Origin of the sequence: Rhizobium sp. BK196 (assembly GCF_014193255.1) — a bacterium.
Taxonomy (GTDB): Bacteria; Pseudomonadota; Alphaproteobacteria; order Rhizobiales; family Rhizobiaceae; genus Rhizobium.
This window is the reverse complement of the sequence record NZ_JACHZB010000005.1, coordinates 199,767-224,902: the sequence shown is the minus strand read 5'-3', so window position 1 is coordinate 224,902 and position 25,136 is coordinate 199,767. Positions and strand designations below refer to the sequence as shown.

Genomic DNA, 25,136 nt, shown 5'->3' with positions numbered 1-25,136 from the left:
ATTGACAAATATGTGATTTCATTTGGACAAAACGTCGCAAGATCGCCGTCAACTTTCTCACAAAATTGCCCAAATTGGGGAGCGGACTCGACCTTGCCGAGGGTTGGTTCTGTGTTGTTGAATTCAACAACAGATTGAGGAGATAGACTCATGCGTATGAAAATCGCTGTCGCCGCCACCCTGTTTGCCGTCAGCATGGCAAGTGCTGCTTTCGCGGCGCCGAAATATATGGACGACTATTCCAACGATGGTGACGGCCTCTACCCGACGCCGGTCGCGCCGGCAAAGCCCGTCCATTATCCGACTCATGTTTCCCCCCCGGCCTATTCCAGCGACTACACGAATGACAGCGACGGTTTCGCACCGGCCGCGATGGCCAAGCCCGCGAAAGTCGATAACACCGCGACTGCCAGTATCAGGCCGCTTCCGGATTGCCACAGCATGATCGGCCCAAAGGGCTCGCACCAGAAAGGTGCAGATAGCGGTGCAAGCCGCACGGAAGCATGCCGCGCAACGCATTGAGATGTTCTGAAAAAAGGGCCGGCTTCCGGCCCTTTTCTCTTGTAAATTCAATGTTCAGCGCGGCGTAATCCACACCTCGGACAAGCTTTTAAAAAAAACTGTCACATCGCGCTTGTGTCCGTCAGAGGCTTTTGCTACATGCTGCCTCGCCGACGCAAATCGGCCTACCACGATGCGGTCGTGGCGGAATTGGTAGACGCGCAGCGTTGAGGTCGCTGTGGGGCAACCCGTGGAAGTTCGAGTCTTCTCGACCGCACCAAAGAAACCCGCTTCGGCGGGTTTTTTCTTTTCTAGCCAAGGGTTTAGTTCTTTAGCAGATAAGCCCTTGCCTCAGGACGCAAGTCCCTTCCCGCCAATGCCGCCCCTCGTGAGTATCAGAACAAAGCTGCTGGCGCCGGCTGCAATTCTGATGCACAATCTGCCGCTTGACTTCCATCTGGAATTGAGAACATGAATGGAACGCTTTAGGGGTTCAGGGGCGTTCATTTCATGAAGATCATTTCTATCATCAATTTTTGACGTGTTGCTAAGGGACTAGCGTCCCGCTGATGCCGGTTCATGCGCGAGTAGTGCATGCTCACCGACGATCCAGTCTTTGTCACACATTCGAACGCAAGCCGCGCATTCGGCTTGGCGTTTATCTTCGCTCTGCCTGCGCAACTGCATGGCATAAACGATTGAGGGACCGCATGACATCGGAAGATCGTTATGAATACGTCAAGGGAGGCGTAGCACTCGCGATTCTCGGAACCCTTGTTGTCGGCGTTTACATCGATTCGCTATATCGCGGCGATACGGAGACGGCGGCCTACAAGACAGTCGATGATTGCCTTAAGGACAACAAGTTTGGTCCTGACGACTGCAGAAACAGCTTTGCGATCGCTCGCGATGAACATCTGAACAGTTCCCCTTCCTACGATAAACGTGAGGATTGCGAGGAGGAATTCGGCGACGGTCGTTGTGAGCAAACCTCTTCGGTCCATACGACCGGAGGAGGACATTTCAGCCCTTATTTCGGCGGGTATCTGATTGGTCAGCCCGACAAGACGGTGAACGGCGTCTACTATCCGGCTGTACCCGCATCGGCGCTGTACGAGAGCCGCCACGTTCCGGGTTTCGTGGATGCTCGGGGCATTCTGGTCACCAACAAGGCCGGGGGCTTCAAGATGGCCTATCAATCCGCCGCTCACGATAAGCCTCCCGCCCTCACGACCACGCTTGCCCGCTCCGGTTTTGGAGCGCGCCACTTTTCCGCATCTTGAGGCGCCGAAATGAAGCGTATCGCGATAGGTGAAAGGCCGGACTGGGCGCAGAAACTCGAGGCGCTCGATTTCACCATCCACCACATGTATGGCGAGCTCTATTGGGATGAGCGGCACGCCTACCAGTTTACGCTCGGGCAGATCGAAGACGATCTGGAAGACCCGACCAACGACATCCTGCAGCTCTGTTACAAGGCGGTCGATTGCATTTGCACCGATCCCGCATTGATGACGCGCATGGCGATCCCGGCCGCATTCCATGAGGCAATCCAGCGGTCCTGGAAATGGTCCGATCGCGATATCTACGGCCGCTTCGATTTGCGCTACGACGGCAAGAGCCCGGCAAAGCTCTTCGAATTCAATGCCGATACGCCGACCTGCCTCTTCGAAAGCGCCGTCCTCCAGTGGGAATGGCTCCAGGATATGAAGCAATCGGGCCGGCTGAATGCAGATGCCGACCAATTCAATTCGATCCATGAAAAGCTCATTGCTGCTTTCCAGTATTTCAAGAATGCCAGCGACAGCGGCGTTTTCCATTTCGGCTGTATTACCGACAATGAGGAAGACTACCTCACGACCAAGTATCTTGCCGATGTTGCCTTCCAGGCGGGCTTCGAAGTGGTGCTGCTCGATATGGGGGAGATAGGCATCGATCCAGAGAATTGGTTCACCGATCTGGAGGACCGCCGGATGGAGAATCTCTTCAAGCTCTACCCGCTGGAATTCATGGTGTACGAGGATTTTGGCGCTCATCTCATCTCCACGCCCACAAAGATCCACGAGCCGCTTTGGAAGATGACGTTATCGAACAAGGGCCTCCTCCCCGTCCTCTGGGAAATAGCGCCCAACCATCCGAACCTGCTGCCCGCCTATTTCGCCGACGACCCGCAGGCGCTTCGTCTGGAAAACGCCGTCAAAAAACCGCTCCTGTCGCGCGAAGGCGCAAACGTCACGTTGACGTCGGGGGAAACGATAATCGAGGTGGACGGCGAATATGGCGAAGAGGGCTACATCCTGCAGGAAACCTGCCTGCTTCCCCAATTCGGCGATGACTATGCCGTCATCGGCTCCTGGGTCGTCGCCGGCGAAGCCTGCGGCATCTGCATCCGCGAGGACAAATCGCCTATTACCCAGAACCTCTCCCGCTTCGTCCCGCATTTCATTATGGATTGATTGCGCAGGCGCCTGCGTCTCCAGGATGGCTGACAGCCGCAAAGAGCGATTGAATCGCTCTTCGCCCAAGTCCATATAGAAGCCCGCGCCCGCCCTCTCCATTTTGCGGATTGCGCCAAGGACTGCCATGCTACGCACCGATCTCGATTTTTCCATGCTCCCGAAACTCGGCTCACGCCCCGTACGCTGGCGCATCTCAGATGGGCTCGTTCCCTATGAGGAAGCGGTGGAGACGATGGAGCGGGAAGTCGCAGCGATTTCAGAAGGCGGCGACGAACTCGTCTGGCTGCTGGAGCATCCGCCGCTTTATACCGCCGGCACCAGCGCCGATGCCAAGGATCTCGTCCAGCCGGATCGTTTTCCGGTCTTCGCCACCGGCCGCGGCGGCGAATACACTTATCACGGCCCCGGCCAGCGTGTCGCCTATGTCATGCTCGACCTGAAGCGGCGCAGGCAAGATGTTCGCGCCTTCGTCGCTGCGCTGGAAGAGGTCATCATCCGCACGCTCGCTTCGATGAATGTGCGCGGTGAGCGGCGCGAGGATCGTGTCGGCGTGTGGGTCCGCCGGCCGGAGAGACCCTTGCTGCCTGACGGCACCATGGCGGAAGACAAGATCGCAGCACTCGGTATCCGCCTGCGCAAATGGGTGACCTTCCACGGCCTGTCGCTCAACGTCGATCCTGATCTCGATCATTTCGCCGGCATCGTGCCCTGCGGCATCTCTGCCTATGGCGTCACCAGCCTCGTCGATCTCGGCCTGCTCGTGACGATGGTCGACGCCGACATCCGCCTGCGCGCCGCTTTCGAAGAGATCTTCGGCGAAACCGTCAACGATACAGCACTCTGTCCCTGATCGCCGTCCTTGATTGCCCGGGCTTCCTGTGGTTGATGACATCATCCGCAAGAAACAGCCGTCATGTCCGAATCTCCCTCCACCCAGAATCCCCTCCAGGGCATGGCCATCATGGCCGGCGCCATGGCCATCCTGCCGACGATGGATGCGATCGCCAAATATATGGCGACCTTTGAGGGCATGTCGCCCGGACAGGTAACTTTCTACCGCTTCTTCTTCCAGCTCGTCTGCACCCTGCCGATCCTCTTTGCCGTGTTCGGCACACAGGCTCTGTCGGCCAAGCGCCCGTGGATGAACCTGCTTCGCGGCGCGCTGCATGGTGCGGCGAGCCTGCTCTTCTTCGTCGCCGTCAAATACATGCCGCTCGCCGATGTCTTCGCCATCTATTTCGTCGAGCCCTTCATGTTGACGGCGCTCTCGGCGCTGTTCCTCGGCGACAAGGTCGGTTGGCGCCGCTGGATGGCAATCGTCGTCGGTTTCGGCGGCGCCATGATCGTCATTCAGCCGAGCTATGAGATCTTCGGCCTGAAGGCGCTGCTGCCAGTCTTCTGCGCCTTCCTCTTCTCGCTCTATCTCTTCCTCAATCGCGCCATCGGCGAGGCGGATTCGCCGCTGACCATGCAGACTATGTCAGGCATCGGCGGCACAATCTTCATGGCGGGCGCAATGTTTGTCGGAAGCAGCCTCGGCAATGCCGACTTCACGCCTTCCCTGCCCGCCTCCTGGCTCGGCCTCGTCCTGCTGCTGATCCTCGGCACGATCTCGGGCTATGCGCACATGCTGGTCGTTAAGGCTTTCCGGCTTGCGCCGCTCTCGCTGCTTGCGCCATTCCAGTATTTCGAGATCATTTCGGCGACTGTGCTCGGCTACGCTCTCTTCGGCGATTTTCCGAACGTTTCCAAATGGATCGGCATCGCCATTATCGTCGCATCGGGGCTTTTTATCATCTGGCGCGAGCGTTTGCAGGCACGATCATTAAAATCCGCATGAAATGCCGCATCTGCGGTTAACTCTCCTTCTTGAGGGATCTTCAATCCGGTATCGATAAAATCATTTCCGGCTTCATGATGAAGTCTGGAGATAAAACATGAGTGAGTTCCGTCTCGCTTTTCCGGCGTGTGTCATCGCCGGCAAGCATCGGCTGACGGCCGAAGACATAGTGCTGCTGCGCAAACACACCTTTCCGGAGGGCATCCGGACATCCGATCATGTCGTGGTGATGTTGGCGCTCAATAATTCCTGCCCCGAAAAATGCGCCGAATGGAACACGTTCTTCGTCGAACAGCTGGCAGGCTTCATCGTCGATTATACCTATCCGCAGGGCTCGCTGGACGAGATCAATGTCGCTTGGATCATGCGCATGTTCACGACCGACGGCGTCGTCAATTCCGCGCTCGAGCTCGAGCTCATCCTGCATGTCATGGAACTCAGCGCCCACGTACCCGATGAGCTGCGTGCCCTCGCGCTCGATCAGCTCCGCCTGGCGCTATCAGAGGATCTCGGCGGCTACAAGCTGACCCGCGCCACCGACCGCAAAAGCATCACCCGGCAGGATGTGGATTACCTGATGCGTGTTTTGAGAAACGTCAGCGAGGGCGGCGTCATCGGCGTGTCGCCGGTCGAATATGGCGTGCTGCAACGCATTGATGCGGTAACCCAGCCTGGCGCCAATCATCAGCGCTGGGGCGAGATCATGGCTTCGGTCGAGCTCAAGGATTATGGCCAGCCGGGACGCAGCCGCTGGCTGCGCATCATCGACGAAGAGCCGGTCGTCGCAGCCGCGGTTGCGTGATCTGCCGATACCTTCGTCCGTCTCTGATTCTTCAGCCCAATTGTGCGTTCCGGCTTTTTATGCGTAAAACTCCGGAACGCATTTCCTGGGTGGAGTCTCGATGTTCAAGAAAATCCTGATCGCGAATCGCGGCGAGATTGCCTGCCGCGTGATCAAAACCGCGCGCCGCATGGGCATTGCCACCGTTGCGGTCTATTCGGATGCGGATCGGGATGCCCTGCATGTCGAAATGGCCGATGAGGCCATCCATATCGGCCCCGCCCCGGCAGCCGAAAGCTATCTCGTCGCTGACAAGATCATCGCCGCCTGCAAGGAGACGGGTGCCGAAGCCGTGCATCCCGGCTACGGTTTCCTGTCGGAACGCGCCTCCTTCTGCGAGGCGCTGGAGAAACAAGGTATCATCTTCATCGGCCCGAAGCCCAAAGCCATCATGGCAATGGGCGACAAGATCGAATCGAAGAAATTCGCCAATGCCGCAAAGGTCTCGACCGTGCCCGGCCATCTCGGAGTCATCGAGAATGCGTCCCACGCTGAAAAGATCGCGGCCGAGATCGGTTATCCCGTGATGATCAAGGCGTCGGCCGGCGGCGGCGGCAAGGGCATGCGTATTGCCTGGAACGAAGCGGAAGTGCGCGACGGTTTCGACCGAGCCCGCTCCGAAGCCCAAAGCTCCTTTGGCGACGACCGCGTGTTCATCGAGAAATATGTGGTCGATCCGCGCCATATCGAAATCCAGGTTCTGGCGGATGCGCACGGCAATGTCGTCTATCTCGGCGAGCGTGAATGCTCCATCCAGCGCCGGAACCAGAAGGTTGCGGAAGAAGCGCCCTCACCCTTCCTCGATGAGAAGACCCGAGCCGCCATGGGCGCGCAGTCGGTGGCGCTTGCCAAAGCCGTCGATTACCAGAGCGCCGGCACGGTGGAATTCATCGTCGACCGCGACCGCAATTTCTATTTTCTGGAAATGAACACCCGCCTGCAGGTCGAGCATCCGGTGACGGAATTGGTGACCGGCATCGATCTCGTCGAGCAGATGATCCGCATCGCCGCCGGCGAAAAGCTGCCCTTCGCGCAGAAGGACATCAAGCTGAACGGCTGGGCGGTCGAAAGTCGCCTCTACGCGGAAGATCCCTACCGCAACTTCCTGCCTTCGATCGGCCGCCTGACGCGTTACCGCCCGCCGGCGGAAGGCCGCAACGGCGACGTGATCATCCGCAACGACACCGGCGTCTTCGAAGGCGCCGAAATCTCCATGTATTACGACCCGATGATCGCCAAGCTCTGCACATGGGCTCCGAGCCGTCTGCAGGCGGTGGACGCTATGGGCCAGGCGCTGGATGCCTTTGTGGTCGACGGAATCGAACACAACGTTCCCTTCCTCTCAGCGCTCATGAAGCATCCGCGCTGGCGCGAGGGACGCATTTCGACAGGCTTCATCGCCGAAGAATACCCCGATGGTTTTGTGCCGACGGCGCCAGACTCTTCGGAAGAGGCAGCCCTTGCCGCCATCGCGCTGTCCGCTTCCCTGGTTGATGCGATCAGGCGCGAAGGCTTCGCAGATCGTCTGCGCCACCCGAGTGGCCCGCTGCGCGAGGAATGGGTCGTCAAGATCGGCAGTATCTATGTGCCCGTCAAACTGATCGATGGCCTCGTCACCATTCCCTTCGAAATGGAAATGGAAGTCGGTGGCCGCACAGAAACCGTTGTCACCGATTGGAGACCGGGCGATCCGGTTTGGCACGGCAGGATCGCCAGCCGCCAAGTGACGGCGCAGATCCGCCCTGTTCTCAACGGCCTGCGCATCGATTGGCAGGGTCTGTCGGTCAAGGCCCGCGTCTTCACACCTCGCCATGCCGAGCTTGACCGTCTGATGCCCGTCAAGCTGCCGCCCGATACGTCCAAGCTGCTGCTTTGCCCCATGCCGGGCCTCGTCGTTTCCATTGCCGTCTCTGAGGGTCAGGAGATCAAGGCGGGTGAAACGCTTGCCGTCGTCGAAGCCATGAAGATGGAAAACGTGCTGCGTGCCGAGCGTGACCTCGTCGTCGGCAAGATCAAGGCCGCTCCCGGCGAGAGTCTCGCGGTCGATGCCGTCATCATGGAATTCGCCTGAAGCGTCTACCCGAAAATCAGAACCGACGGTCTGACGCCGCTCTCAATCCTTTTTCCGCTTGAGCCGTCCTCGCGGAGCGTGCAAGAGTCCGCCACGCAAATCATGAGGAGATCGAAGATGGATGTTCGCGCCGCCGTTGCCGTTCAGGCAGGAAAACCGCTCGAGGTCATGACTGTTCAACTGGAAGGCCCGAAGGCCGGCGAAGTGCTGATCGAGGTCAAGGCGACCGGGATCTGCCACACCGATGATTTCACCCTATCCGGCGCAGACCCGGAGGGCCTATTTCCGGCGATCCTCGGTCACGAAGGCGCCGGCATCGTCGTCGATGTCGGCCCGGGCGTCACCTCAGTCAAGAAGGGCGATCATGTCATTCCGCTCTACACGCCTGAGTGCCGCGAATGCCCCTCCTGCCTGTCGCGCAAAACCAATCTCTGCACGGCCATCCGCTCGACTCAAGGTCAGGGAGTGATGCCTGACGGCACCTCACGTTTCTCGATCGGCAAGGACAAGATCCATCACTATATGGGCTGCTCAACCTTCGCCAATTACACGGTCCTGCCCGAGATTGCCGTCGCCAAGGTCAATCCGGACGCCCCCTTCGACAAGATCTGCTACATCGGCTGCGGCGTGACGACCGGCATCGGCGCCGTCATCAACACGGCCAAGGTCGAGATGGGCGCGACGGCAATCGTCTTCGGTCTCGGCGGCATCGGCCTCAACGTCATCCAGGGCCTGAAGCTTGCCGGCGCAGATATGATCATCGGCGTCGATCTCAACAACGACAAGAAGGAATGGGGCGAACGCTTCGGCATGACGCATTTCGTCAATCCGTCCGAAGTCGGCGCCGACATCGTTCCCTATCTCGTCAATATGACCAAGCGCGGCGCAGACCAGATCGGTGGCGCCGATTATACGTTCGACTGCACGGGCAATACCAAGGTCATGCGCCAAGCGCTGGAAGCCAGCCACCGCGGCTGGGGCAAGTCGGTCATCATCGGCGTTGCCGGCGCCGGCCAGGAAATCTCGACTCGCCCGTTCCAATTGGTCACTGGCCGCACCTGGATGGGCACGGCCTTCGGCGGCGCCCGCGGCCGCACCGACGTACCGAAGATCGTCGACTGGTACATGGAGGGCAAGATCCAGATCGATCCGATGATCACCCACACCATGCCGCTCGAAAAGATCAACGAAGGCTTCGAGCTCATGCATTCCGGCAAGAGCATCCGCAGCGTGGTTCTCTATTGATGGCTGCTGTTGCCTATAGGGTCGACCTCAAGGGTTTCGCTGAGCTCTCCGCGCGGGAGCTCTATGATCTCCTGAGGATGCGCGTCGACGTCTTCGTCGTCGAGCAGAACTGCCCTTATCCGGAACTCGATGGCAAGGACATCGACGCCCTGCATCTGCGGCTCATGGATGGCGGGGAACTCCTAGCCTCGACGCGGCTCCTGAAGCCACACAGCGCGCACGATCCGGTGAAGATCGGCCGCGTCGTCGTCTCGCCCGCCCATCGCGGCAAGCGGCTCGGTGAAGCGCTGATGACCGAATCGATCGCCGTTTGCGAGCAGCTTTATCCGGAAAATCCCATTGCCCTTTCGGCGCAGGCGCATCTGCGCCGTTTCTACGAATCCTTCGGTTTCGCGAAAACCTCGGAGGAATATCTGGAAGACGGCATTCCCCATCTCGACATGGTCCGCCAGCCGGCCACTCAGACGGCGTAAGGATATCGCCATGATCTATGTCGACGCGGATGCCTGCCCCGTCAAACCCGAAATCCTGAAAGTGGCCGAACGCCTCGGCATGGAAGTGACCTTCGTCGCCAATTCGGATCTCCGCCCGTCGCGCGATCCGATGGTGCGCAACGTCATCGTCTCCAACGCCTTCGACGCTGCCGATAACTGGATTGCCGACAATACCGGCCCGACAGATGTCGTCGTCACCGCCGATGTGCCGCTTGCGGTCCGTTGCGTCGCCAAGGGCTCCTTCGTGACCGGCCCGACCGGTCGCGTCTTTGATGAAACCAATATCGGCATGGCAAGCGCGATGCGCGATCTCGGCGCGCATCTGCGTGAAACCGGCGAGAGCAAGGGCTACAACGCTTCCTTCAGCCCGAAGGATCGCTCGCGTTTTCTCGAAACCTTCGATCGTCTCTGCCGCAGGGCGAAAAACGCCTGAGCCTCAAGCGGGAATCGGGTGGCATGGCAGCCATACCAATTCCTAGCTTGAAGTGAGCCGTTCCCTCGTCCATATGAGCTGTGACGCAGACGACTGCGGCGCTCGGCTTGCCCGGGTCGCAAAAGTCGCGGGGACGGCCTCGCTCTTAACAAGGAGAGTATGATGGCCTGGTTCCTGCTTTTTCTTGCTGGCCTTTTTGAATGCGGTTGGGCCATCGGTCTGAAATATACCGATGGTTTCACCCGTCCGATACCGACGGTTCTCACGGTCATTTCCATGGTGGTGAGCGTCGCGCTGCTTGGTCTTGCCGTCAAAACCTTGCCGATCGGCACTGCTTATGCGATCTGGACCGGTATCGGTACGGTTGGCACCGTGCTGCTCGGCGTCTGGCTTATGGGGGACGCGGCAAACGCCTCCCGCCTGATCTGCATTGTGCTGATCGTTACCGGTATTGCTGGCCTTAAATTGACGGCCTGAAAAGGAAATATCCGAAATGAAAAAGAGGCTGCGGCGTTGAACCCGCAGCCTCTTTGCGTTTGGAATGCTCTAGGCTGTCGCGTTCCGGTTATCGACGGACCACGCGCCCGCGCCGGCAAAGAACATGTAGAGGAAGACGAAGCAGAACAGGATCGCAGCATCGCCCTGGTTGATGGCCGGAAAGAAGCTGTGCGGCATATGCGCCATGAAATAGGCGATCGCCATTTCACCCGCCAGCAGGAAGGCCACCGGCCGCGTCGCAAGGCCGATGAGAATGAGGATGCCGCCGAAGGTTTCCAGCAGTGCCGCAATCAGGAACAGCGTCGAAAGCGGGCCTTCGCCCTGCGCGGCCGGGAAGCCGAAAAGCTTCATCGTGCCGTGCTCGATGAACAGAAGCGCGGTCATGATTCTGAGAGCGGCCAGACCATAGGGGCGGTAGGCGGATAGACGCTCGAAAGTTGACATACAGACTCTCCTAAGGATGTGCTGCCGAGCGTTACCGTGTCTCTAACCGGGATTGAAGACACAGTTTGCTGACAGGCGTTCACAACTTCGACAGTGGATAAACACCTGAAGAGGCTCCCTTATTCGATCATAGCGGAATGTTGTCGTGCTTCTTCCAGGGATTGCTGAGATCTTTGTTCTTCAGCATCTTCAGCCCCCGCGCCAGCCGGCGCCGCGTCGAATGCGGCATGATCACCTCGTCGACATAGCCCCGCTCGGCCGCCACGAACGGCGACAGGAAGCGATCCTCATACATCTTCGTATGCGCGGCGATCTTTTCGGGATCGGTGATATCCTTGCGGAAGATGATCTCGACCGCGCCCTTGGCGCCCATGACGGCAATCTGCGCCGTCGGCCAGGCATAGTTGAGATCGCCCCGCAGATGCTTCGACGCCATCACGTCATAGGCGCCGCCGAAGGCCTTGCGGGTAATGACCGTGAGTTTCGGCACCGTTGCCTCGGCATAGGCAAACAGCAGCTTCGCCCCATGCTTGATGAGGCCGCCATATTCCTGCGCCGTGCCTGGCAGGAAGCCCGGCACGTCGACGAAGGTGACGATCGGAATATTGAAGCAGTCGCAGAAGCGCACGAAACGCGCCGCCTTGCGTGAGGCATCGCTGTCGAGCACGCCGGCCAGCACCATAGGCTGGTTGGCGACGAAGCCGACAGTCGAACCTTCAATGCGCCCGAAACCGCAGACGATGTTCTTGGCGAAGCTCGCTTGGATCTCGAAGAAATCTCCTTCGTCCGCCACCTTCTGGATCAACTCCTTGATGTCGTAGGGTTTGTTGGCATTGGCCGGGATCAGCGTATCCAGCGAATTGTCGGTATCGGTCACCGATTGGTAACATTCGGTCTCAGGCACCGGCGACGTGTTCGATTGCGGCAGGAAATCGATAAGCCGGCGCACCTGCAGGAGCGTATCGACATCATTGTCATAGGCGCCATCGGCAATCGAGGAGCGCGTCGTATGCACGCTTGCGCCGCCGAGTTCTTCGGCCGTGACAGTCTCGTTGGTGACGGTCTTCACCACATCGGGACCGGTCACGAACATGTAGGATGTATCGCGTACCATGAAGATGAAGTCGGTCATAGCAGGCGAATAGACGTCGCCGCCGGCGCAAGGTCCCATGATGACGGAGATTTGCGGGATGACACCCGAAGCCAGCACATTGCGCTGGAAGACCTCGGCATAACCGCCAAGGGCTGCGACCCCTTCCTGAATGCGCGCGCCGCCCGCGTCATAGATGCCAATGATCGGCGCGCGGTTCTTCAGCGCCATATCCTGCACTTTCATGATTTTCTCGGCATGTGCCTCGGACAGCGAGCCGCCAAAGACCGTGAAATCCTTGGCGAAAACGAAGACGGTGCGGCCGTTGACCGTGCCCCAGCCGGTCACCACGCCGTCGCCGGCAATGCGGCTCTTCTCCATGCCGAAATCGGTGGAGCGGTGCTCCACGAACATGTCGAACTCCTCGAAGGACCCTTCGTCGAGGAAGAGGTCGATCCGTTCGCGCGCTGTCAGCTTGCCGCGCTGGTGCTGCGCATCGATGCGCACTTGTCCGCCGCCGAGACGGGCAATTTCGCGGCGGCGTTCGAGCTCTTCCAGAATATCTTTCATGATCTCCCCTCGCCGCTTTCCGCGGTTTTTAATGACCTAACGTCCGCTGAGTGCGAAGGCGGAGCGCACACGCGCGGCGATATCTTCTGCCAGAATGTCGTCGGCCAGGTCAGGGTCGGCGGTCAAGCTCGTGACTTCGAAGGAGGTCACGGCGATGACAGATCCATCCTCGACGGAGGCGGCATCGATGCTGACCTTCGCGACGTTGCGGTCTTTTTGGAAGCCAAGGCCCTTCGTGACGGAAACGATCCGGATCGTCAGCACTACACGCGGCAATTCGCTCGTGCGGACTGTCGCCCGGATGGCGGCGTTGACGCGATCGCTGATACCGGACAGCAGCTCTGCAGACATGGTCGCGCTTGAGAGCACGACGGCGCTGCGCACGTCATAAACGGGCTTTTCCTGCTTCTTCGGCATGAGGCTGGCGCAGGCCGTCAGCGCCATGCATGCAAGCGCTATCAGGCAAAATTTCGACCTCAGCCAATTCATTCCAAATTCCCGCATAACCCCGTCCGGAGTCGCAGATTTGGTCATAAAGCCCAACAAGGCAATATGATTCAGGCCCTTAGCGCGAAAAAAACATGCGTTGCGGCTTTGAAATCCTCAAAACGCTTGGCCCGGCGCTGCTCGGCTTCTTCGTCGCTTCCCCAATGTTCAATGGTCCAGTCCTCATCGAGATGAGCGAGCGACCAGGCTTCGTCAGGCGTGATTTCGCCTTCGGCAATGGCAAGCGCGAGCAGCGCCGAACCGGTGATCGTCGTCACCGTATGGAGAGCTGCGAGCTCGAGCGCGCTGTCGTGCCGGCGCAGTGCCGAGCCGAAGGCGGCGATCGCCTCGCGCGGCTGCTCGTGATGCATCACGCCTTCGACCAGGATGAAACGCGCACCGAGATTGGCGGCCGCCCAGTCGAGCACCGGATCCCAGCGCTCGGTCTGCCGCTCGACCAGCTTTTCCGGACCATCGGCGCGGTAGCAGAGCAGATCGCTCGACGAGAAGCGCAGGATATCCTCGAAGACGGCCTGCGTGTCCGTCGCGACACCATCGATTGCCGTGTTGACGAGGCGTGTCACCGGCATCAGCGAGGGATCGATCACCTCGGCCTGCGCATCCCATTCGGCGGCAACGAGCTTTGCCAGCGCCTCGCTCGGGACTGCCAGGATCTGACGTGCCGGCGTGCGCACCATTTTGCCGTCGAGTTCGATCGCAAAACGATCCTCGTGGGGGGTAACAGCAACCGCCTGATAGAAGCGCTTCGGCAGTGGCTTCTTCATCTGGATCTGCGCACGGCGGATCGGATCGGGATGGCTCAGGCCCTCGGAAAGGTCGTTCAGCAGGTCGCGCATGGGCTCACCTCAGGAAAAATGGCGCAATATCTCGTTCGGATGATAGGCGATCGCATCGGCGCCGTTGGCGATCAGCTCATCCACGCTGGCATATCCCCAGGCAACGCCGATCGCCTTGGCGCCGGCGGCCTTTGCCATCTGCATATCGTAAATCGCGTCACCAATGACAATGGCATCGGCTGCATTCATGCCGGTTTCGTCGCAGCATTCGCTCACCATGGCCGGATGCGGCTTGGAGGGGCAATCGTCGGCGGTGCGCGCAACGACGAAATGCTTGTCGAAGCCGTGCGTCTCCATCACCAGCTTCAGTCCGCGCCGTGACTTGCCGGTCACCGCACCGATCAGGAGATCCTCACGTCCGGTCAGCGCATCGATCATCTCGCGAATGCCGGGAAAGAGCGGCTCACGATAATCGAGATCCTGACGCACGACCGAAAACAGCGATTTGTAATGCGCCGTCATGTCGATATCCTCCTGCTCGACATGCGGCTTGCCCTGCATGCGGGCAATGGCGATATCGAGCGACAGGCCGATGATCGCCTTAGTGTCCTCGAACCGAGGTTCCGGTTTGCCAAACTTTTCGAAGGTCCGGCGCATAGTTTCGTGGATCAGCCCGGCGCTGTCGACCAGCGTGCCGTCGCAATCAAAAAGCGCAAGCTTCATTCTTCGTCATCCAGAATGGGGGCTGAGTTCTCGTCGAAACCGAGTAAGTTCCAGCTCTGCACCATATGCGGAGGCAGAGGGGCCGTTACGCGCAGGCGCCCGCCGGAAGGGTGCGGAATATCAATATGGCGGGCATGCAGATGCAGCCGCTTCTGGATACCGCCGGGGAAATCCCAGTTCGGATCCTCATCGAAATATTTGGGATCGCCGATGATCGGATGGCCGATATGGAGCGCGTGGACACGAAGCTGGTGCGTGCGCCCCGTATAGGGCTCCATCTCCAGCCAGGCGAGACGTTGCGCTGCCGTCTCGACGATGCGGTAATAGGACACCGCATGATCGGCACCATCCTCGCCGTGTTTGGCAATCCGCATGCGGTCGCCATCCATGGTCTGTTCCTTGACGAGCCAGGTCGAGATCTTGTCTTCACGCTTGCGCGGCACGCCCTTGACCAGCGACCAGTAGGTCTTCTTTGTGTCGCGCTCGCGGAAAGCAGCCGTCAGCTTCTGTGCAGCACCACGGGTGCGGGCGATGACAAGCACACCAGACGTATCGCGGTCGAGGCGATGGACGAGGCGGGGCTTCTCGCCCTTCGGGCTGGTCCAGGCTTCCAGCATCTGGTCGATATGGCGCGCCACGCCCGAGCCGCCCTGCACGGCAAGGCCGGCCGGCTTGTTGAGCACGATCACCTTGTCGTCTTCATGCAGCACCATGCGCGACAGGAGTTCGAAATCACCGGAATGCTTCAGGTCCTTGCCGGCGATCGGCCCGGACTTGACCTTGGCGTCGACATCGAGCGGCGGCACACGCACCATCTGGCCAGGCTGCACACGAGCATCCGATTTGACACGGCCGCCATCGACACGCACCTGGCCGGAGCGCAAGAGCTTCTGCAATGGACCAAAGCCGAGACCCGGATAGTGGATCTTGAACCAGCGGTCGAGCCGCATGCCCGCTTCATCGGGCTCCACCTTGATGTGTTCTATGCCTGCCATGGAATTCTTTCGGAAAATATGGGCGCGATCAAGCCGGCGCCTCTCTTGCCGCTGCCTTTAGAGCATTTTTCAGAAAACGGAAATCGGAATCGAAATCAGATCAGCGATTCCGCCCTGATTCCAATCGCATCTGCGGAATTCTTACCGTCCGGTAAAATGCGAATGATTTTCTTAAGCCGAACGCGAAGATCCTGCCGGTATGACGGCCTAATGACACAGCTCGTTTCCATATCCGCGAACACCGCTGCCCTTGCCTTCGAGTCCCTGCGCATCCCGCAGCGCGTAGCGACGGGCACGGCCGCGCGCGAGGCTCGCAAGATTGCGGAACGCCAGCTCAATCAGAGCGGCGAAGATGTCGAGGAAACGACCAACATCATCCAGAATACCGAAGTCGCGCTCGATCTGATGACCAAGGGCTATCGTCAGCCGCAGGCGGGCTTGCAGCAGGCCCTACAGTCCTATGAGGATGTCTGAGATTTAAAATATTGCTGGGAGGAGCAAGGCCCGCGACTTTGGTCGCGGGCCTTTGTTTTTCAGCGCTTACTTACCCTGCGCCGACAGCACGCTCAGCATCAGATCGACCTTGCCGGCCTTTTCGAAGGTCAGGGTAACGGGTATCTTGTCGCCCTGCTTGAAGGGCGTCTTCACCTTCTGGAACATCAGATGCAGGTTGCCCGGCGAAAGCTCCACCGTCTGGCCCGCGGGAACCGCAATGCCATTCTTCAACTCGCGCATCTTCATGACATTGTCCTTCATGGCCATCTCGTGAAGCTGCACCGCGCCGGCATTGGGCGACGTGACCGACACAAGGCGGTCATCGGTCGAGCCGTTGTTCTTCACTGTGAAGAAGCCGCCACCAACGGGTTGGCCGGGCAGCATCGCCTTGGCAAAGCCACGGGAGACTTCGAGATCGCCGACTTTCACAACGTCGCCGTCAGCAGCCATGCTCATGGAGCCCATGTCCATGCCCTGCATGTGCTGGTGGTCCTGGCCGACAGCGGATCCGGCAAAGCCGCAGGCGCAAAGCAGTGCCGCCAAAGCTGATGTCCTGACAATCTTCATCGGATATCTCCTCGCTCTCAGAGCTTTTCCTGATCAGAATGTTTCAATCTGGCCAGGAAAGCCCTCGGCTGCCGATAGCCAATTTCGCCTGCGAATGCAAAAGTCCATTTGCCGCGGACCGTAACCGGCTCGTTAACGCCGCGACAAAAATTTGTGCGGTCGCGACATTTTGCTTGCCAAGCCCTGCCACCCCCGGATAATTGCCGCAACCTTGTTGGGAGAAGCCGGTACGCTGATGCCGGTGCCGAAGGAGCAACCGCCCCGGAAACTCTCAGGCGAAAGGACCACAAGGGGCAGACGGAACTCTGGAGAGAGGCGTTCTCGAAACGTCCGCCGAAGGGATAACAATCTCAGGCACAGGGACAGAGGGGGCTCAAGGAGACAAGGCGCAGCCGCGCCTTCAGTTTTGAGCCCGCGCCTGGAATACCAGGCGCAAACCCCGGAGGCGTCGTTTGGACGATACTGCTGCCCTCAAGAAAACCCCGCTTCACGCGCTGCACCTGTCGCTCGGCGCTCGTATGGTGCCCTTCGCAGGCTATGACATGCCGGTGCAGTATCCCTCGGGCGTCATGAAGGAGCACCTGCAGACCCGCACCGCCGCCGGCCTCTTCGATGTCTCCCACATGGGCCAGGTCATCATCAAGGCGAAGTCCGGCAAGTATGAGGATGCAGCGCTCGCGCTCGAAAGTCTCGTGCCGGTCGATATCCTCGGTCTCGCCGAAGGCCGCCAGCGCTATGGTTTCTTCACGGATGAAAACGGCGGCATCCTCGACGACCTGATGATTACCCATCTCGACGACCACCTCTTCGTCGTCGTCAACGCCGCCTGCAAGGAAGCCGATATCGCGCACCTGCAGAAGCATCTCTCCGACACCTGCGAGATCACCGTCCTCGACCGTGCTCTGATCGCGCTCCAGGGCCCGCGCGCCGTCGAAGCGCTCGCAGAACTCTGGGCTGATGTCGCCGCCATGAAGTTCATGGACGTGCGCCACTGCCGTCTGCACGACGTCTCCTGTCTCGTCTCGCGTTCCGGCTATTCAGGCGAAGACGGTTTCGAAATCTCCATTCCCGCCGACAAGGCCGTCGATGTCACCAACCGGTTGCTCGAGCATCCGGATGTCGAGCCGATCGGCCTTGGCGCGCGTGATTCGCTGCGCCTCGAAGCCGGCCTCTGCCTCTATGGCAACGATATCGACACGACCACGTCGCCGGTCGAAGCCGCCATCGAATGGGGCATGCAGAAGGCTCGCCGCACCGGCGGCGCCCGCGCCGGCGGTTTCCCGGGTGCCGAGCGCATCCTCGGCGAATTGGATAACGGCGTTTCCCGCAAGCGCGTCGGCCTGAAGCCCGAAGGCAAGGCGCCGGTGCGCGGCCATGCCAAGCTTTATGCCGATGCCGAGGGCAAGACCGAGATCGGCGAAGTCACCTCTGGTGGTTTCGGTCCGTCCGTCGAAGGCCCCGTCGCCATGGGCTACGTGCCGGTTTCCCACGCGGGAGTAGGTACGCAGGTCTATGCCGAAGTGCGCGGCAAGTACCTGCCGGTGACTGTTTCTGCCCTTCCCTTCATCACGCCGACCTACAAACGCTGACCCCCATTGCGAGAGGATTTTTCCATGCTGAAATTTACCCAGGAACATGAATGGCTGAAGCTCGAAGGCGATGTCGCGACCGTTGGCATCACCACTTATGCTGTCGAGCAGCTCGGCGATCTCGTTTTCGTGGAATTGCCTGAGGTCGGCGCCACCTTCTCCAAGGATGGCAACGCCGCAACCGTCGAATCCGTCAAGGCAGCTTCGGATGTCTATTGCCCGCTCGACGGCGAGATCGTCGAAGTCAATCCGGCTATTGTTGCCGATCCGTCGCTCGTCAATTCCGATCCGCAGGGTGCTGGCTGGTTCTTCAAGCTCAAGCTCAAGAACCTCTCCGACGCCGATGGCCTGCTCGATGAAGCGGCCTACAAGGAGCTGACTGCGTAATGACGACGCCTACCGAATTCCAGTTCACCGACTATCAGCCCTATGACTTCGCAAACCGTCGTCATATCGGCCCCTCGCCGTCTGAAATGTCCGATATGCTCGGTGTCATCGGCTACAAGAGCCTCGATGCGCTGATCGACGCGACCGTCCCGCCCGCCATCCGCCAGAAGGCGCCGCTTGTCTGGGGCGCGCCGATGACGGAGCGCGAGGCGCTCGACAAGCTGCGCGAAACCGCCAACAAGAACAAGGTCCTGACCTCGCTGATCGGCCAGGGCTATTACGGCACGATCACGCCACCGGTCATCCAGCGCAACATCCTGGAAAACCCGGCCTGGTACACAGCTTACACGCCCTATCAGCCGGAAATCTCGCAAGGGCGTCTCGAAGCGCTGCTGAACTACCAGACGATGATCTGCGACCTGACCGGTCTCGACGTCGCCAACGCTTCGCTGCTCGATGAAGCGACGGCCGCTGCCGAAGCCATGGCCATGGCCGAGCGTGTCGCCAAGTCGAAGGCCAAAGCGTTTTTCGTCGATGCCGACTGCCATCCGCAGACGATCGCACTGATCCGTACCCGCGCCGAGCCGCTCGGCTGGAGCGTCATCGTCGGCAATCCCTTCACCGATCTCGATCCGGTCGATGTCTTCGGCGCGATCTTCCAGTATCCGGGCACGCACGGCCATGTGCATGATTATACCGGTCTGATTTCCCGCCTGCACCAGACGGGTGCCATCGCCGTCGTCGCTGCCGATATTCTGTCGCTGACGCTGCTGAAGTCGCCGGGCGAAATGGGTGCCGACATCGCCATCGGTTCCTCACAGCGCTTCGGCGTTCCGGTCGGTTATGGCGGTCCGCACGCGGCCTACATGTCGGTCAAGGATGCCATCAAGCGCTCCATGCCCGGCCGCCTCGTCGGCGTTTCCGTCGATGCCCGCGGCAACCGCGCCTATCGCCTGTCGCTGCAGACGCGCGAACAGCATATCCGGCGCGAAAAGGCGACGTCGAACATCTGCACCGCGCAGGTTCTGCTCGCCGTCATGGCCTCCATGTATGCCGTCTTCCATGGTCCCAAGGGCATCAAGGCGATCGCCCAGCAGGTCCACCAGAAGGCCGTACTCATGGCCAAGGGCCTGGAAAAGCTCGGCTACAAGGTCGAGCCCGACACCTTCTTCGACACGATCACCGTCGATGTTGGCCACATGCAGGGTCTCATCCTGCGCGCAGCCGTCGCCGAAGGTGTGAACCTGCGCAAGGTCGGCGAGACGAAGATCGGCATGTCGCTTGACGAGCGCACCCGACCGGCAACGCTGGAAGCCGTCTGGCGCGCCTTCGGCGGCAATTTCCAGATCGCCGATTTCGAGCCCTCCTATCGCCTGCCGAAAGATCTCTTGCGCACCAGCGAATACCTGACGCATCCGATCTTCCACATGAACCGCGCCGAAAGCGAAATGACCCGCTACATCCGCCGGCTCTCCGACCGCGATCTGGCGCTTGACCGCTCCATGATCCCGCTCGGCTCCTGCACGATGAAGCTGAACGCGACGGCCGAAATGCTGCCGATCACCTGGCCGGAATTTTCCGACATCCATCCCTTCGTGCCCGCCGACCAGGCGCTCGGCTATCGCGAAATGATCGATGACCTGACGGAAAAGCTCTGCGCCGTCACCGGCTACGATGCTTTCTCCATGCAGCCAAATTCCGGCGCGCAGGGCGAATATGCAGGCCTCCTGACCATCCGCAATTACCACATTGCCAATGGCCAGGGTCACCGCGACGTCTGCCTCATCCCGACATCGGCGCACGGAACCAATCCTGCCTCGGCCCAGATGGTCGGCATGAAAGTGGTCGTCGTGAAGGTACGCGAGAATGGCGATATCGACCTCGACGATTTCCGTGCCAAGGCGGAGCAACATGCGGAGAATCTCTCCTGCTGCATGATCACCTATCCCTCGACGCATGGCGTGTTCGAGGAAACGGTCAAGGAAATCTGCGACCTCGTGCACAAGCACGGTGGCCAGGTCTATCTCGACGGCGCCAACATGAACGCCATGGTCGGCCTGTCCCGTCCCGGTGACATCGGCTCCGACGTGTCGCACCTCAACCTGCACAAGACCTTCTGCATCCCGCATGGCGGCGGCGGTCCCGGCATGGGCCCGATCGGCGTCAAGTCGCATCTGGCACCCTACCTGCCCGGCCATCCGGAAACCGACGGCCGTTCGGGTGCGGTCTCCGCAGCGGCTTTCGGCTCTGCATCCATCCTGCCGATCTCCTGGAGCTACTGCCTGATGATGGGCGGCGAAGGCCTGACGCAGGCAACGAAGGTGGCGATCCTCAATGCCAACTACATCGCTGCCCGCCTGAAAGGCGCCTATGACGTGCTCTACAAGTCGGCTGCCGGTCGTGTCGCGCATGAATGCATCATCGATACCCGTCCGTTGGTCGACAGCGCCGGTGTCACCGTCGATGACGTTGCCAAGCGCCTAATCGACTGCGGCTTCCATGCGCCGACCATGAGCTGGCCGGTTGCCGGCACGCTGATGATCGAGCCGACCGAATCCGAAACCAAAGCCGAGCTCGACCGCTTCTGCGAGGCGATGCTGGCGATCCGTCAGGAAGCCCGCGACATCGAGGAAGGCCGTTCGGACAAGCTGAACAACCCGCTGAAGAACGCCCCGCATACGGTGGAAGATCTCGTCGGCGAATGGGATCGCCCCTATTCGCGCGAACAGGCCTGCTTCCCGCCCGGCGCTTTCCGCGTGGACAAGTATTGGTCGCCGGTCAACCGTGTCGACAACGTCTATGGCGACCGCAACCTGATCTGCACCTGCCCGCCCGTCGAGGCTTACGCAGAAGCCGCTGAGTAAAGGTCAAGCTGGACGCCCGATGCGAAAGCAAAGGGCTGGACAATCAAAGCCCCTTCCTTCACGGGAGGGGCTTTCCTAATTCTGATGGAATGCACGAAGGAAGATCACACCATGTCTCAGGATCAAAGCGAAGCAAGAATGCAGGCGCCCTGGTCGAAGCCTGTGCTCGTTGCCCTCGAAGAGCCCGGCCAATATGAGACCATCGCCAATACCCAGGCGGCCTCCTGGGCGATGATCGAGGACTGGCCGACGGAAGATGGTGCCGCACTTGATCAGGCGCTGCTGATCTGCGCCGATGTCATCAAGGGCAAGCGCACCGGCGAGGATGCGCGAAAGGCTTTCATTGCCGCCGCAGTCGAAGCTGGCCTCGACATCAAGGCGTGAACGGCGGCTGTTGGCAAGGAGCTGATGCGCGGCTATGCATTCGTGATTACGGGTATGAGAGCCGGCCGCCGAGGCTCGCGTGCCATTTCGGCACAAACGTCGCAGATCCCCTCGCCTTTCGCTAACCGAAGCCATTCAGCTTTCCCTAAACCCTTGCCGGTACAACGCTGATGTCCGGAAACAGGGAAACGGTCGATGAGCATTTCTGCAGTCACGAATACGGCTCTCTCGGGAATGCTGGCGCAGACGAAGCGCGCCGGCGCGATCGCCAACAACGTCGCCAATGCGAGCACACCGGGCTACGGCCGGCTCAACACCAGCTTCCAGTCCGTGGAAGCTTCAGGCGTGCAGGCAAGCGTCACCGAGACGGACCAGGATGTGGATTTCGCGACCGAATTGACCGACCTCGTCGAGACCGAACAGAGCTATAAGGCCAATGCGGCGGTCTTCGAAACTGGCGCCGATCTCTGGGACGTGCTGATGAGCATCAGGCGCGATTAAAGCGCTCTTCTGCTTTATACGATTGAATAAGCCACTGAGCCGAGCGCCACGGCGCCGAAGGCGATCAGCATATAGCTCGTCGCCCGGCCGACCTTGGCCGTGAAATCGGTCGAGAGCCGGTCTCTTGCAAGGCTGACGGCACCGCTCAGGCAGAACCACCAGAGCAGGGATCCCATGAAGACACCCGAGACGATTATTGCCGAACTGAACCGGCGCGTCTCCTCCGTCAGGCCGAGGCCGGCAAACAGTGCGCCGAAGGAGAGGATCGTCGCCGGATTGGAAATGGTCAACAGGAAGGTCGATATGGTCGTATGCAGGAAGTCGGCCGCATCGATCTTTGCCGCCTTGATCTTTCCCTTGTTTTTGAGCCCGCGCCAGCCGAGCCAGAGCAGCATCAGCCCACCCCCAAGCGCCAGCGGGATGGTGGCCATCGACATGGTTTCGGAGAAAGCGGCAATCCCGGCGACAGCGACCAGTGCATAGCTCGCATCCCCGAGCGCAGTCCCCAGCCCGCCGGAAAAGCCATACCAGAACCCCTTCTCGAGGCTGCGGTTAATGCAGAGCGTTCCGATCGGCCCGAGCGGCGCAGTGATGATGACACCCAGGAGGGCGCCCTTGAGGAACAGGAGGAGCATTGTCCGCTTCGTTTCTTCTTGGTCGCTTGTCGGTCTCGGACAGGCTCATAAAAATCAAAAGGCCGCCAATTATGGCGGCCATCAGGCAAGTTCAATGGAAAACTGTTAATGCTGAGCCGGAACCACGGCATCGCCGCGTGCGGCAAGCGCTGCGAGATCGGCGGGCTTCAGCTCTACGGACTCACCACAGCCGCAGGCCGATGTCTGGTTCGGATTGGTGAAGATGAAACCGGAGCGCAACGTCGTCGTCTCGAAGCCGAGTTCGGTGCCGAGCAGATACAGAACAGCCGAAGGCTCGATCCAGACCTTGGCGCCGTCGCGCTCGATCAGGTCGTCCTTAGCATTGGGTTCCGTCACCATGTCGATGGTATATTCCATCCCGGCGCAGCCACCCTTCTTGATGCCGACGCGAATGCCCTTGGCATTCGGCCCGCCATTGCCGACGATCGCTTTCACGCGTTCTGCGGCGGCTTCCGTCATGCTCATTACTGCAAAGCCCATGGGCTCAATCTCCTTCGACAACCGGGGTCAAGATCCGGTGCTTGGTGAGTCAATGTAGTCACCGCGGGTAAACGGATCAATACCGATCGGTCAATACCAGCCAACGGCGACCTGCGCCTCCTCCGACATACGGTCCGGCGTCCACGGCGGATCGAAGGTCATTTCGACTTCGACGCCCGAAACGCCTTCGACGGCACCGACGGCATTTTCCACCCAGCCCGGCATCTCCCCGGCGACCGGGCAACCGGGTGCGGTTAGCGTCATGACGATCTTGACCATACGGTCGTCTTCGATATCGATCTTGTAGACGAGGCCGAGCTCGAAGATGTCAGCCGGAATTTCCGGGTCGTAGACGGTCTTGAGAGCGCCGATCACGTCATCGCTGAGACGCGCCAGTTCCTCTTCAGGAATACTGGAATGCACGATGCCCTCTCGCACGTCTATCTTCTGTTCATCCAGGCTCATGGCTTCTTCCTCAAGCAAAGAACTTGCGCGCATGGTCGAGCGCATCGGCCAGCGCATCCACTTCGGCGCGGGTATTATACATGCCGAAGGATGCCCGGCATGTGGAGGTCACGCCGAAGCGTTTCAAGAGCGGCATGGCGCAATGCGTGCCGGCGCGGACGGCAACGCCCCGGCGGTCGATCACCATTGAGACGTCATGGGCGTGAATGCCCGCGAGCTCGAAGGAAAAGATCGCGCCCTTGCCCGGCGCATTGCCGAATATGTGGAGCGAGTTGATCGCCTTGAGCCGCTCTTCGGCATACGCTGTCAGGTCCGCCTCATGGGCTGCGATATTCTCGCGGCCGATCTTGTCCATATAGTCGAGCGCATAACCAAGCCCGATCGCCTGCACGATCGGCGGCGTGCCGGCTTCGAAACGGTGCGGCGGGTCATTATAGGTGACGACATCCTCGCTCACTTCGAAGATCATCTCGCCGCCGCCCTGGAACGGCCGCATCTCCTTCAGCCGGTCCTTTTTGCCGTAGAGCACGCCGATGCCGGAGGGACCATAGAGCTTATGGCCGGTCATGACATACCAGTCGCAATCGATATCCTGCACGTCGACGGGCAGATGCACGGCACCCTGCGAACCGTCGATCAGCACCGGAATGCCGCGCTCATGGGCGATACGGCAGACTTCCTTGATCGGGACGATGGTGCCGAGCGCATTCGACATATGGGTGATCGCGACGAGCTTGGTTCTGTCGGTCAGGCTCTTCTCGAAATCCTCGATATGGAAGGCGCCCTCATCGTCGACAGGGACCCAGACGAGCTTGGCGCCTTGCCTCTCCCGAATGAAATGCCAGGGCACGATATTGGAGTGGTGCTCCATGATCGTCAGCACGATCTCGTCACCCTCGCCGATCTTGGGCATGCCCCAACCGTAGGCGACGGTATTGATTGCCTCGGTCGAGTTCTTGGTGAAGACGATATCGTTTACCGAAGGCGCATTCAGGAAGCGGCGCACCTTTTCGCGCGACGTTTCATAGGCCTCGGTTGCCGCATTGGAGAGGTAGTGAAGGCCGCGATGCACATTGGCATATTCGTGGCTGTAGGCATGCGAGATCGCATCGATCACGGCTTGGGGCTTCTGGGCGGAAGCGCCGTTGTCCAGATAGACCAGCGGCTTGCCATGCACCTTCTCCGCAAGGATCGGAAAATCCCTGCGGATGGCTTCTACATCATAAGCGGTTGCCGGTACGATCTTGTCCATGGCGCTGTC

General features: G+C 59.9%; 27 protein-coding genes, 1 tRNA gene, 1 pseudogene and 1 riboswitch. Of the genes and pseudogenes, 18 read left to right on the top strand and 11 right to left on the bottom strand.

Translation table 11 applies throughout. The features are described 5' to 3' along the window. The first annotated feature begins 150 nt into the window (after positions 1-150). The 12 genes from FHT78_RS18535 (at position 151) to sugE (ending at position 10,361) form a co-directional block, all read left to right on the top strand. Positions 151-522, top strand: a complete 372-nt coding sequence (locus FHT78_RS18535) for a hypothetical protein (protein WP_183747070.1) — start codon at positions 151-153, stop codon at positions 520-522. Positions 523-696: 174 nt separating this feature from the next. After that, positions 697-781: transfer RNA gene (locus FHT78_RS18530), tRNA-Leu, on the top strand. 430 nt (positions 782-1,211) lie between these two features. Then, positions 1,212-1,784 carry a DUF1190 domain-containing protein gene (locus tag FHT78_RS18525; protein ID WP_183747067.1) on the top strand — a complete coding sequence of 191 codons (573 nt, stop codon included), beginning with the start codon at positions 1,212-1,214 and terminating at the stop codon, positions 1,782-1,784. 9 nt (positions 1,785-1,793) lie between these two features. Then, positions 1,794-2,957: a glutathionylspermidine synthase family protein gene (locus FHT78_RS18520; protein WP_183747064.1), complete on the top strand. Its 1,164-nt coding sequence runs from the start codon at positions 1,794-1,796 to the stop codon at positions 2,955-2,957. A gap of 127 nt (positions 2,958-3,084) precedes the next feature. Continuing rightward, the gene (lipB, locus tag FHT78_RS18515) at positions 3,085-3,810 is read left to right on the top strand and encodes a lipoyl(octanoyl) transferase LipB (RefSeq protein ID WP_183747061.1); all 726 of its coding nucleotides are present in this window, start codon (positions 3,085-3,087) and stop codon (positions 3,808-3,810) included. Between the two features lie 63 nt (positions 3,811-3,873). Continuing rightward, entirely contained in the window at positions 3,874-4,800 is a 927-nt protein-coding gene (locus FHT78_RS18510; RefSeq protein ID WP_183747057.1) for a DMT family transporter, read from the top strand. Between the two features lie 97 nt (positions 4,801-4,897). Further along, positions 4,898-5,602: a hypothetical protein gene (locus FHT78_RS18505; protein ID WP_183747055.1), complete on the top strand. Its 705-nt coding sequence runs from the start codon at positions 4,898-4,900 to the stop codon at positions 5,600-5,602. A gap of 100 nt (positions 5,603-5,702) precedes the next feature. Then, entirely contained in the window at positions 5,703-7,712 is a 2,010-nt protein-coding gene (locus FHT78_RS18500; protein ID WP_183747052.1) for an acetyl/propionyl/methylcrotonyl-CoA carboxylase subunit alpha, read from the top strand. A gap of 117 nt (positions 7,713-7,829) precedes the next feature. Beyond that, positions 7,830-8,957: an S-(hydroxymethyl)glutathione dehydrogenase/class III alcohol dehydrogenase gene (locus FHT78_RS18495; protein WP_183747050.1), complete on the top strand. Its 1,128-nt coding sequence runs from the start codon at positions 7,830-7,832 to the stop codon at positions 8,955-8,957. Beyond that, on the top strand, positions 8,957-9,430 hold the full coding sequence (locus FHT78_RS18490; RefSeq protein ID WP_183747048.1) for a GNAT family N-acetyltransferase: 474 nt from the start codon (positions 8,957-8,959) through the stop codon (positions 9,428-9,430). Before FHT78_RS18495 ends, FHT78_RS18490 begins: the two co-directional genes overlap by 1 nt. 10 nt (positions 9,431-9,440) lie before the next feature. Next, positions 9,441-9,884: a YaiI/YqxD family protein gene (locus FHT78_RS18485; RefSeq protein ID WP_183747045.1), complete on the top strand. Its 444-nt coding sequence runs from the start codon at positions 9,441-9,443 to the stop codon at positions 9,882-9,884. A 162-nt stretch (positions 9,885-10,046) separates the two neighbouring features. Beyond that, a complete protein-coding gene (sugE, locus tag FHT78_RS18480; protein WP_183747601.1) occupies positions 10,047-10,361 on the top strand; it encodes a quaternary ammonium compound efflux SMR transporter SugE in 315 nt (104 codons plus the stop codon). A gap of 69 nt (positions 10,362-10,430) precedes the next feature. On the opposite strand, the gene FHT78_RS18475 is transcribed toward sugE, so the two are convergent. From FHT78_RS18475 to FHT78_RS18450, 6 genes are all read right to left on the bottom strand, one after another. After that, positions 10,431-10,826 (bottom strand): DoxX family protein, encoded by a 396-nt coding sequence (locus tag FHT78_RS18475; RefSeq protein WP_183747042.1) that lies wholly within the window; start codon positions 10,824-10,826, stop codon positions 10,431-10,433. Positions 10,827-10,953: 127 nt separating this feature from the next. Then, on the bottom strand, positions 10,954-12,486 hold the full coding sequence (locus tag FHT78_RS18470; RefSeq protein ID WP_183747039.1) for an acyl-CoA carboxylase subunit beta: 1,533 nt from the start codon (positions 12,484-12,486) through the stop codon (positions 10,954-10,956). Positions 12,487-12,522: 36 nt separating this feature from the next. After that, the gene (locus FHT78_RS18465; RefSeq protein WP_183747036.1) at positions 12,523-12,975 is read right to left on the bottom strand and encodes a hypothetical protein; all 453 of its coding nucleotides are present in this window, start codon (positions 12,973-12,975) and stop codon (positions 12,523-12,525) included. 68 nt (positions 12,976-13,043) lie between these two features. Continuing rightward, positions 13,044-13,829: an ATP12 family chaperone protein gene (locus FHT78_RS18460; RefSeq protein WP_183747033.1), complete on the bottom strand. Its 786-nt coding sequence runs from the start codon at positions 13,827-13,829 to the stop codon at positions 13,044-13,046. A 9-nt stretch (positions 13,830-13,838) separates the two neighbouring features. Continuing rightward, entirely contained in the window at positions 13,839-14,492 is a 654-nt protein-coding gene (locus tag FHT78_RS18455; protein WP_183747031.1) for an HAD-IA family hydrolase, read from the bottom strand. Continuing rightward, complete coding sequence (locus FHT78_RS18450; protein WP_183747028.1) at positions 14,489-15,487, bottom strand: RluA family pseudouridine synthase; 999 nt, start codon at positions 15,485-15,487, stop codon at positions 14,489-14,491. The genes FHT78_RS18455 and FHT78_RS18450 overlap by 4 nt, the downstream gene beginning before the upstream one ends. A gap of 210 nt (positions 15,488-15,697) precedes the next feature. On the opposite strand from FHT78_RS18450, the gene FHT78_RS18445 reads away from it, so the two are divergent. Beyond that, entirely contained in the window at positions 15,698-15,961 is a 264-nt protein-coding gene (locus tag FHT78_RS18445) for a hypothetical protein (RefSeq protein ID WP_183747025.1), read from the top strand. Positions 15,962-16,027: 66 nt separating this feature from the next. Here the strand turns inward: FHT78_RS18445 and FHT78_RS18440 are convergent. Continuing rightward, positions 16,028-16,480 (bottom strand): annotated as a pseudogene (locus FHT78_RS18440) (copper chaperone PCu(A)C); the annotation flags it as partial. Positions 16,481-16,753: 273 nt separating this feature from the next. After that, positions 16,754-16,846, top strand: a riboswitch (glycine riboswitch). Between the two features lie 155 nt (positions 16,847-17,001). Between FHT78_RS18440 and gcvT the strand changes: the two are divergent. From gcvT to FHT78_RS18415, 5 genes are all read left to right on the top strand, one after another. Beyond that, positions 17,002-18,138, top strand: coding sequence for a glycine cleavage system aminomethyltransferase GcvT (gcvT, locus tag FHT78_RS18435; RefSeq protein ID WP_183747020.1), 1,137 nt, complete (start codon positions 17,002-17,004; stop codon positions 18,136-18,138). A 24-nt stretch (positions 18,139-18,162) separates the two neighbouring features. After that, positions 18,163-18,525, top strand: a complete 363-nt coding sequence (gene gcvH / locus FHT78_RS18430; RefSeq protein WP_029868842.1) for a glycine cleavage system protein GcvH — start codon at positions 18,163-18,165, stop codon at positions 18,523-18,525. Next, on the top strand, positions 18,525-21,389 hold the full coding sequence (gcvP, locus tag FHT78_RS18425; protein WP_183747017.1) for an aminomethyl-transferring glycine dehydrogenase: 2,865 nt from the start codon (positions 18,525-18,527) through the stop codon (positions 21,387-21,389). Before gcvH ends, gcvP begins: the two co-directional genes overlap by 1 nt. A gap of 138 nt (positions 21,390-21,527) precedes the next feature. After that, positions 21,528-21,773: a DUF982 domain-containing protein gene (locus FHT78_RS18420; RefSeq protein ID WP_029869121.1), complete on the top strand. Its 246-nt coding sequence runs from the start codon at positions 21,528-21,530 to the stop codon at positions 21,771-21,773. 195 nt (positions 21,774-21,968) lie between these two features. Further along, the gene (locus tag FHT78_RS18415; protein ID WP_183747014.1) at positions 21,969-22,274 is read left to right on the top strand and encodes a flagellar basal body protein; all 306 of its coding nucleotides are present in this window, start codon (positions 21,969-21,971) and stop codon (positions 22,272-22,274) included. A gap of 14 nt (positions 22,275-22,288) precedes the next feature. Here FHT78_RS18415 and FHT78_RS18410 read toward each other — a convergent pair whose 3' ends face one another. The 4 genes from FHT78_RS18410 to FHT78_RS18395 form a co-directional block, all read right to left on the bottom strand. Next, positions 22,289-22,909, bottom strand: coding sequence for a LysE family transporter (locus FHT78_RS18410; protein ID WP_183747011.1), 621 nt, complete (start codon positions 22,907-22,909; stop codon positions 22,289-22,291). A 105-nt stretch (positions 22,910-23,014) separates the two neighbouring features. Next, the gene (sufA, locus tag FHT78_RS18405; protein ID WP_183747008.1) at positions 23,015-23,410 is read right to left on the bottom strand and encodes a Fe-S cluster assembly scaffold SufA; all 396 of its coding nucleotides are present in this window, start codon (positions 23,408-23,410) and stop codon (positions 23,015-23,017) included. A gap of 90 nt (positions 23,411-23,500) precedes the next feature. Next, positions 23,501-23,875 (bottom strand): SUF system Fe-S cluster assembly protein, encoded by a 375-nt coding sequence (locus FHT78_RS18400; RefSeq protein ID WP_183747005.1) that lies wholly within the window; start codon positions 23,873-23,875, stop codon positions 23,501-23,503. Positions 23,876-23,885: 10 nt separating this feature from the next. After that, a complete protein-coding gene (locus FHT78_RS18395) occupies positions 23,886-25,127 on the bottom strand; it encodes a cysteine desulfurase (protein WP_183747002.1) in 1,242 nt (413 codons plus the stop codon). Between the last annotated feature and the right edge of the window lie 9 nt (positions 25,128-25,136).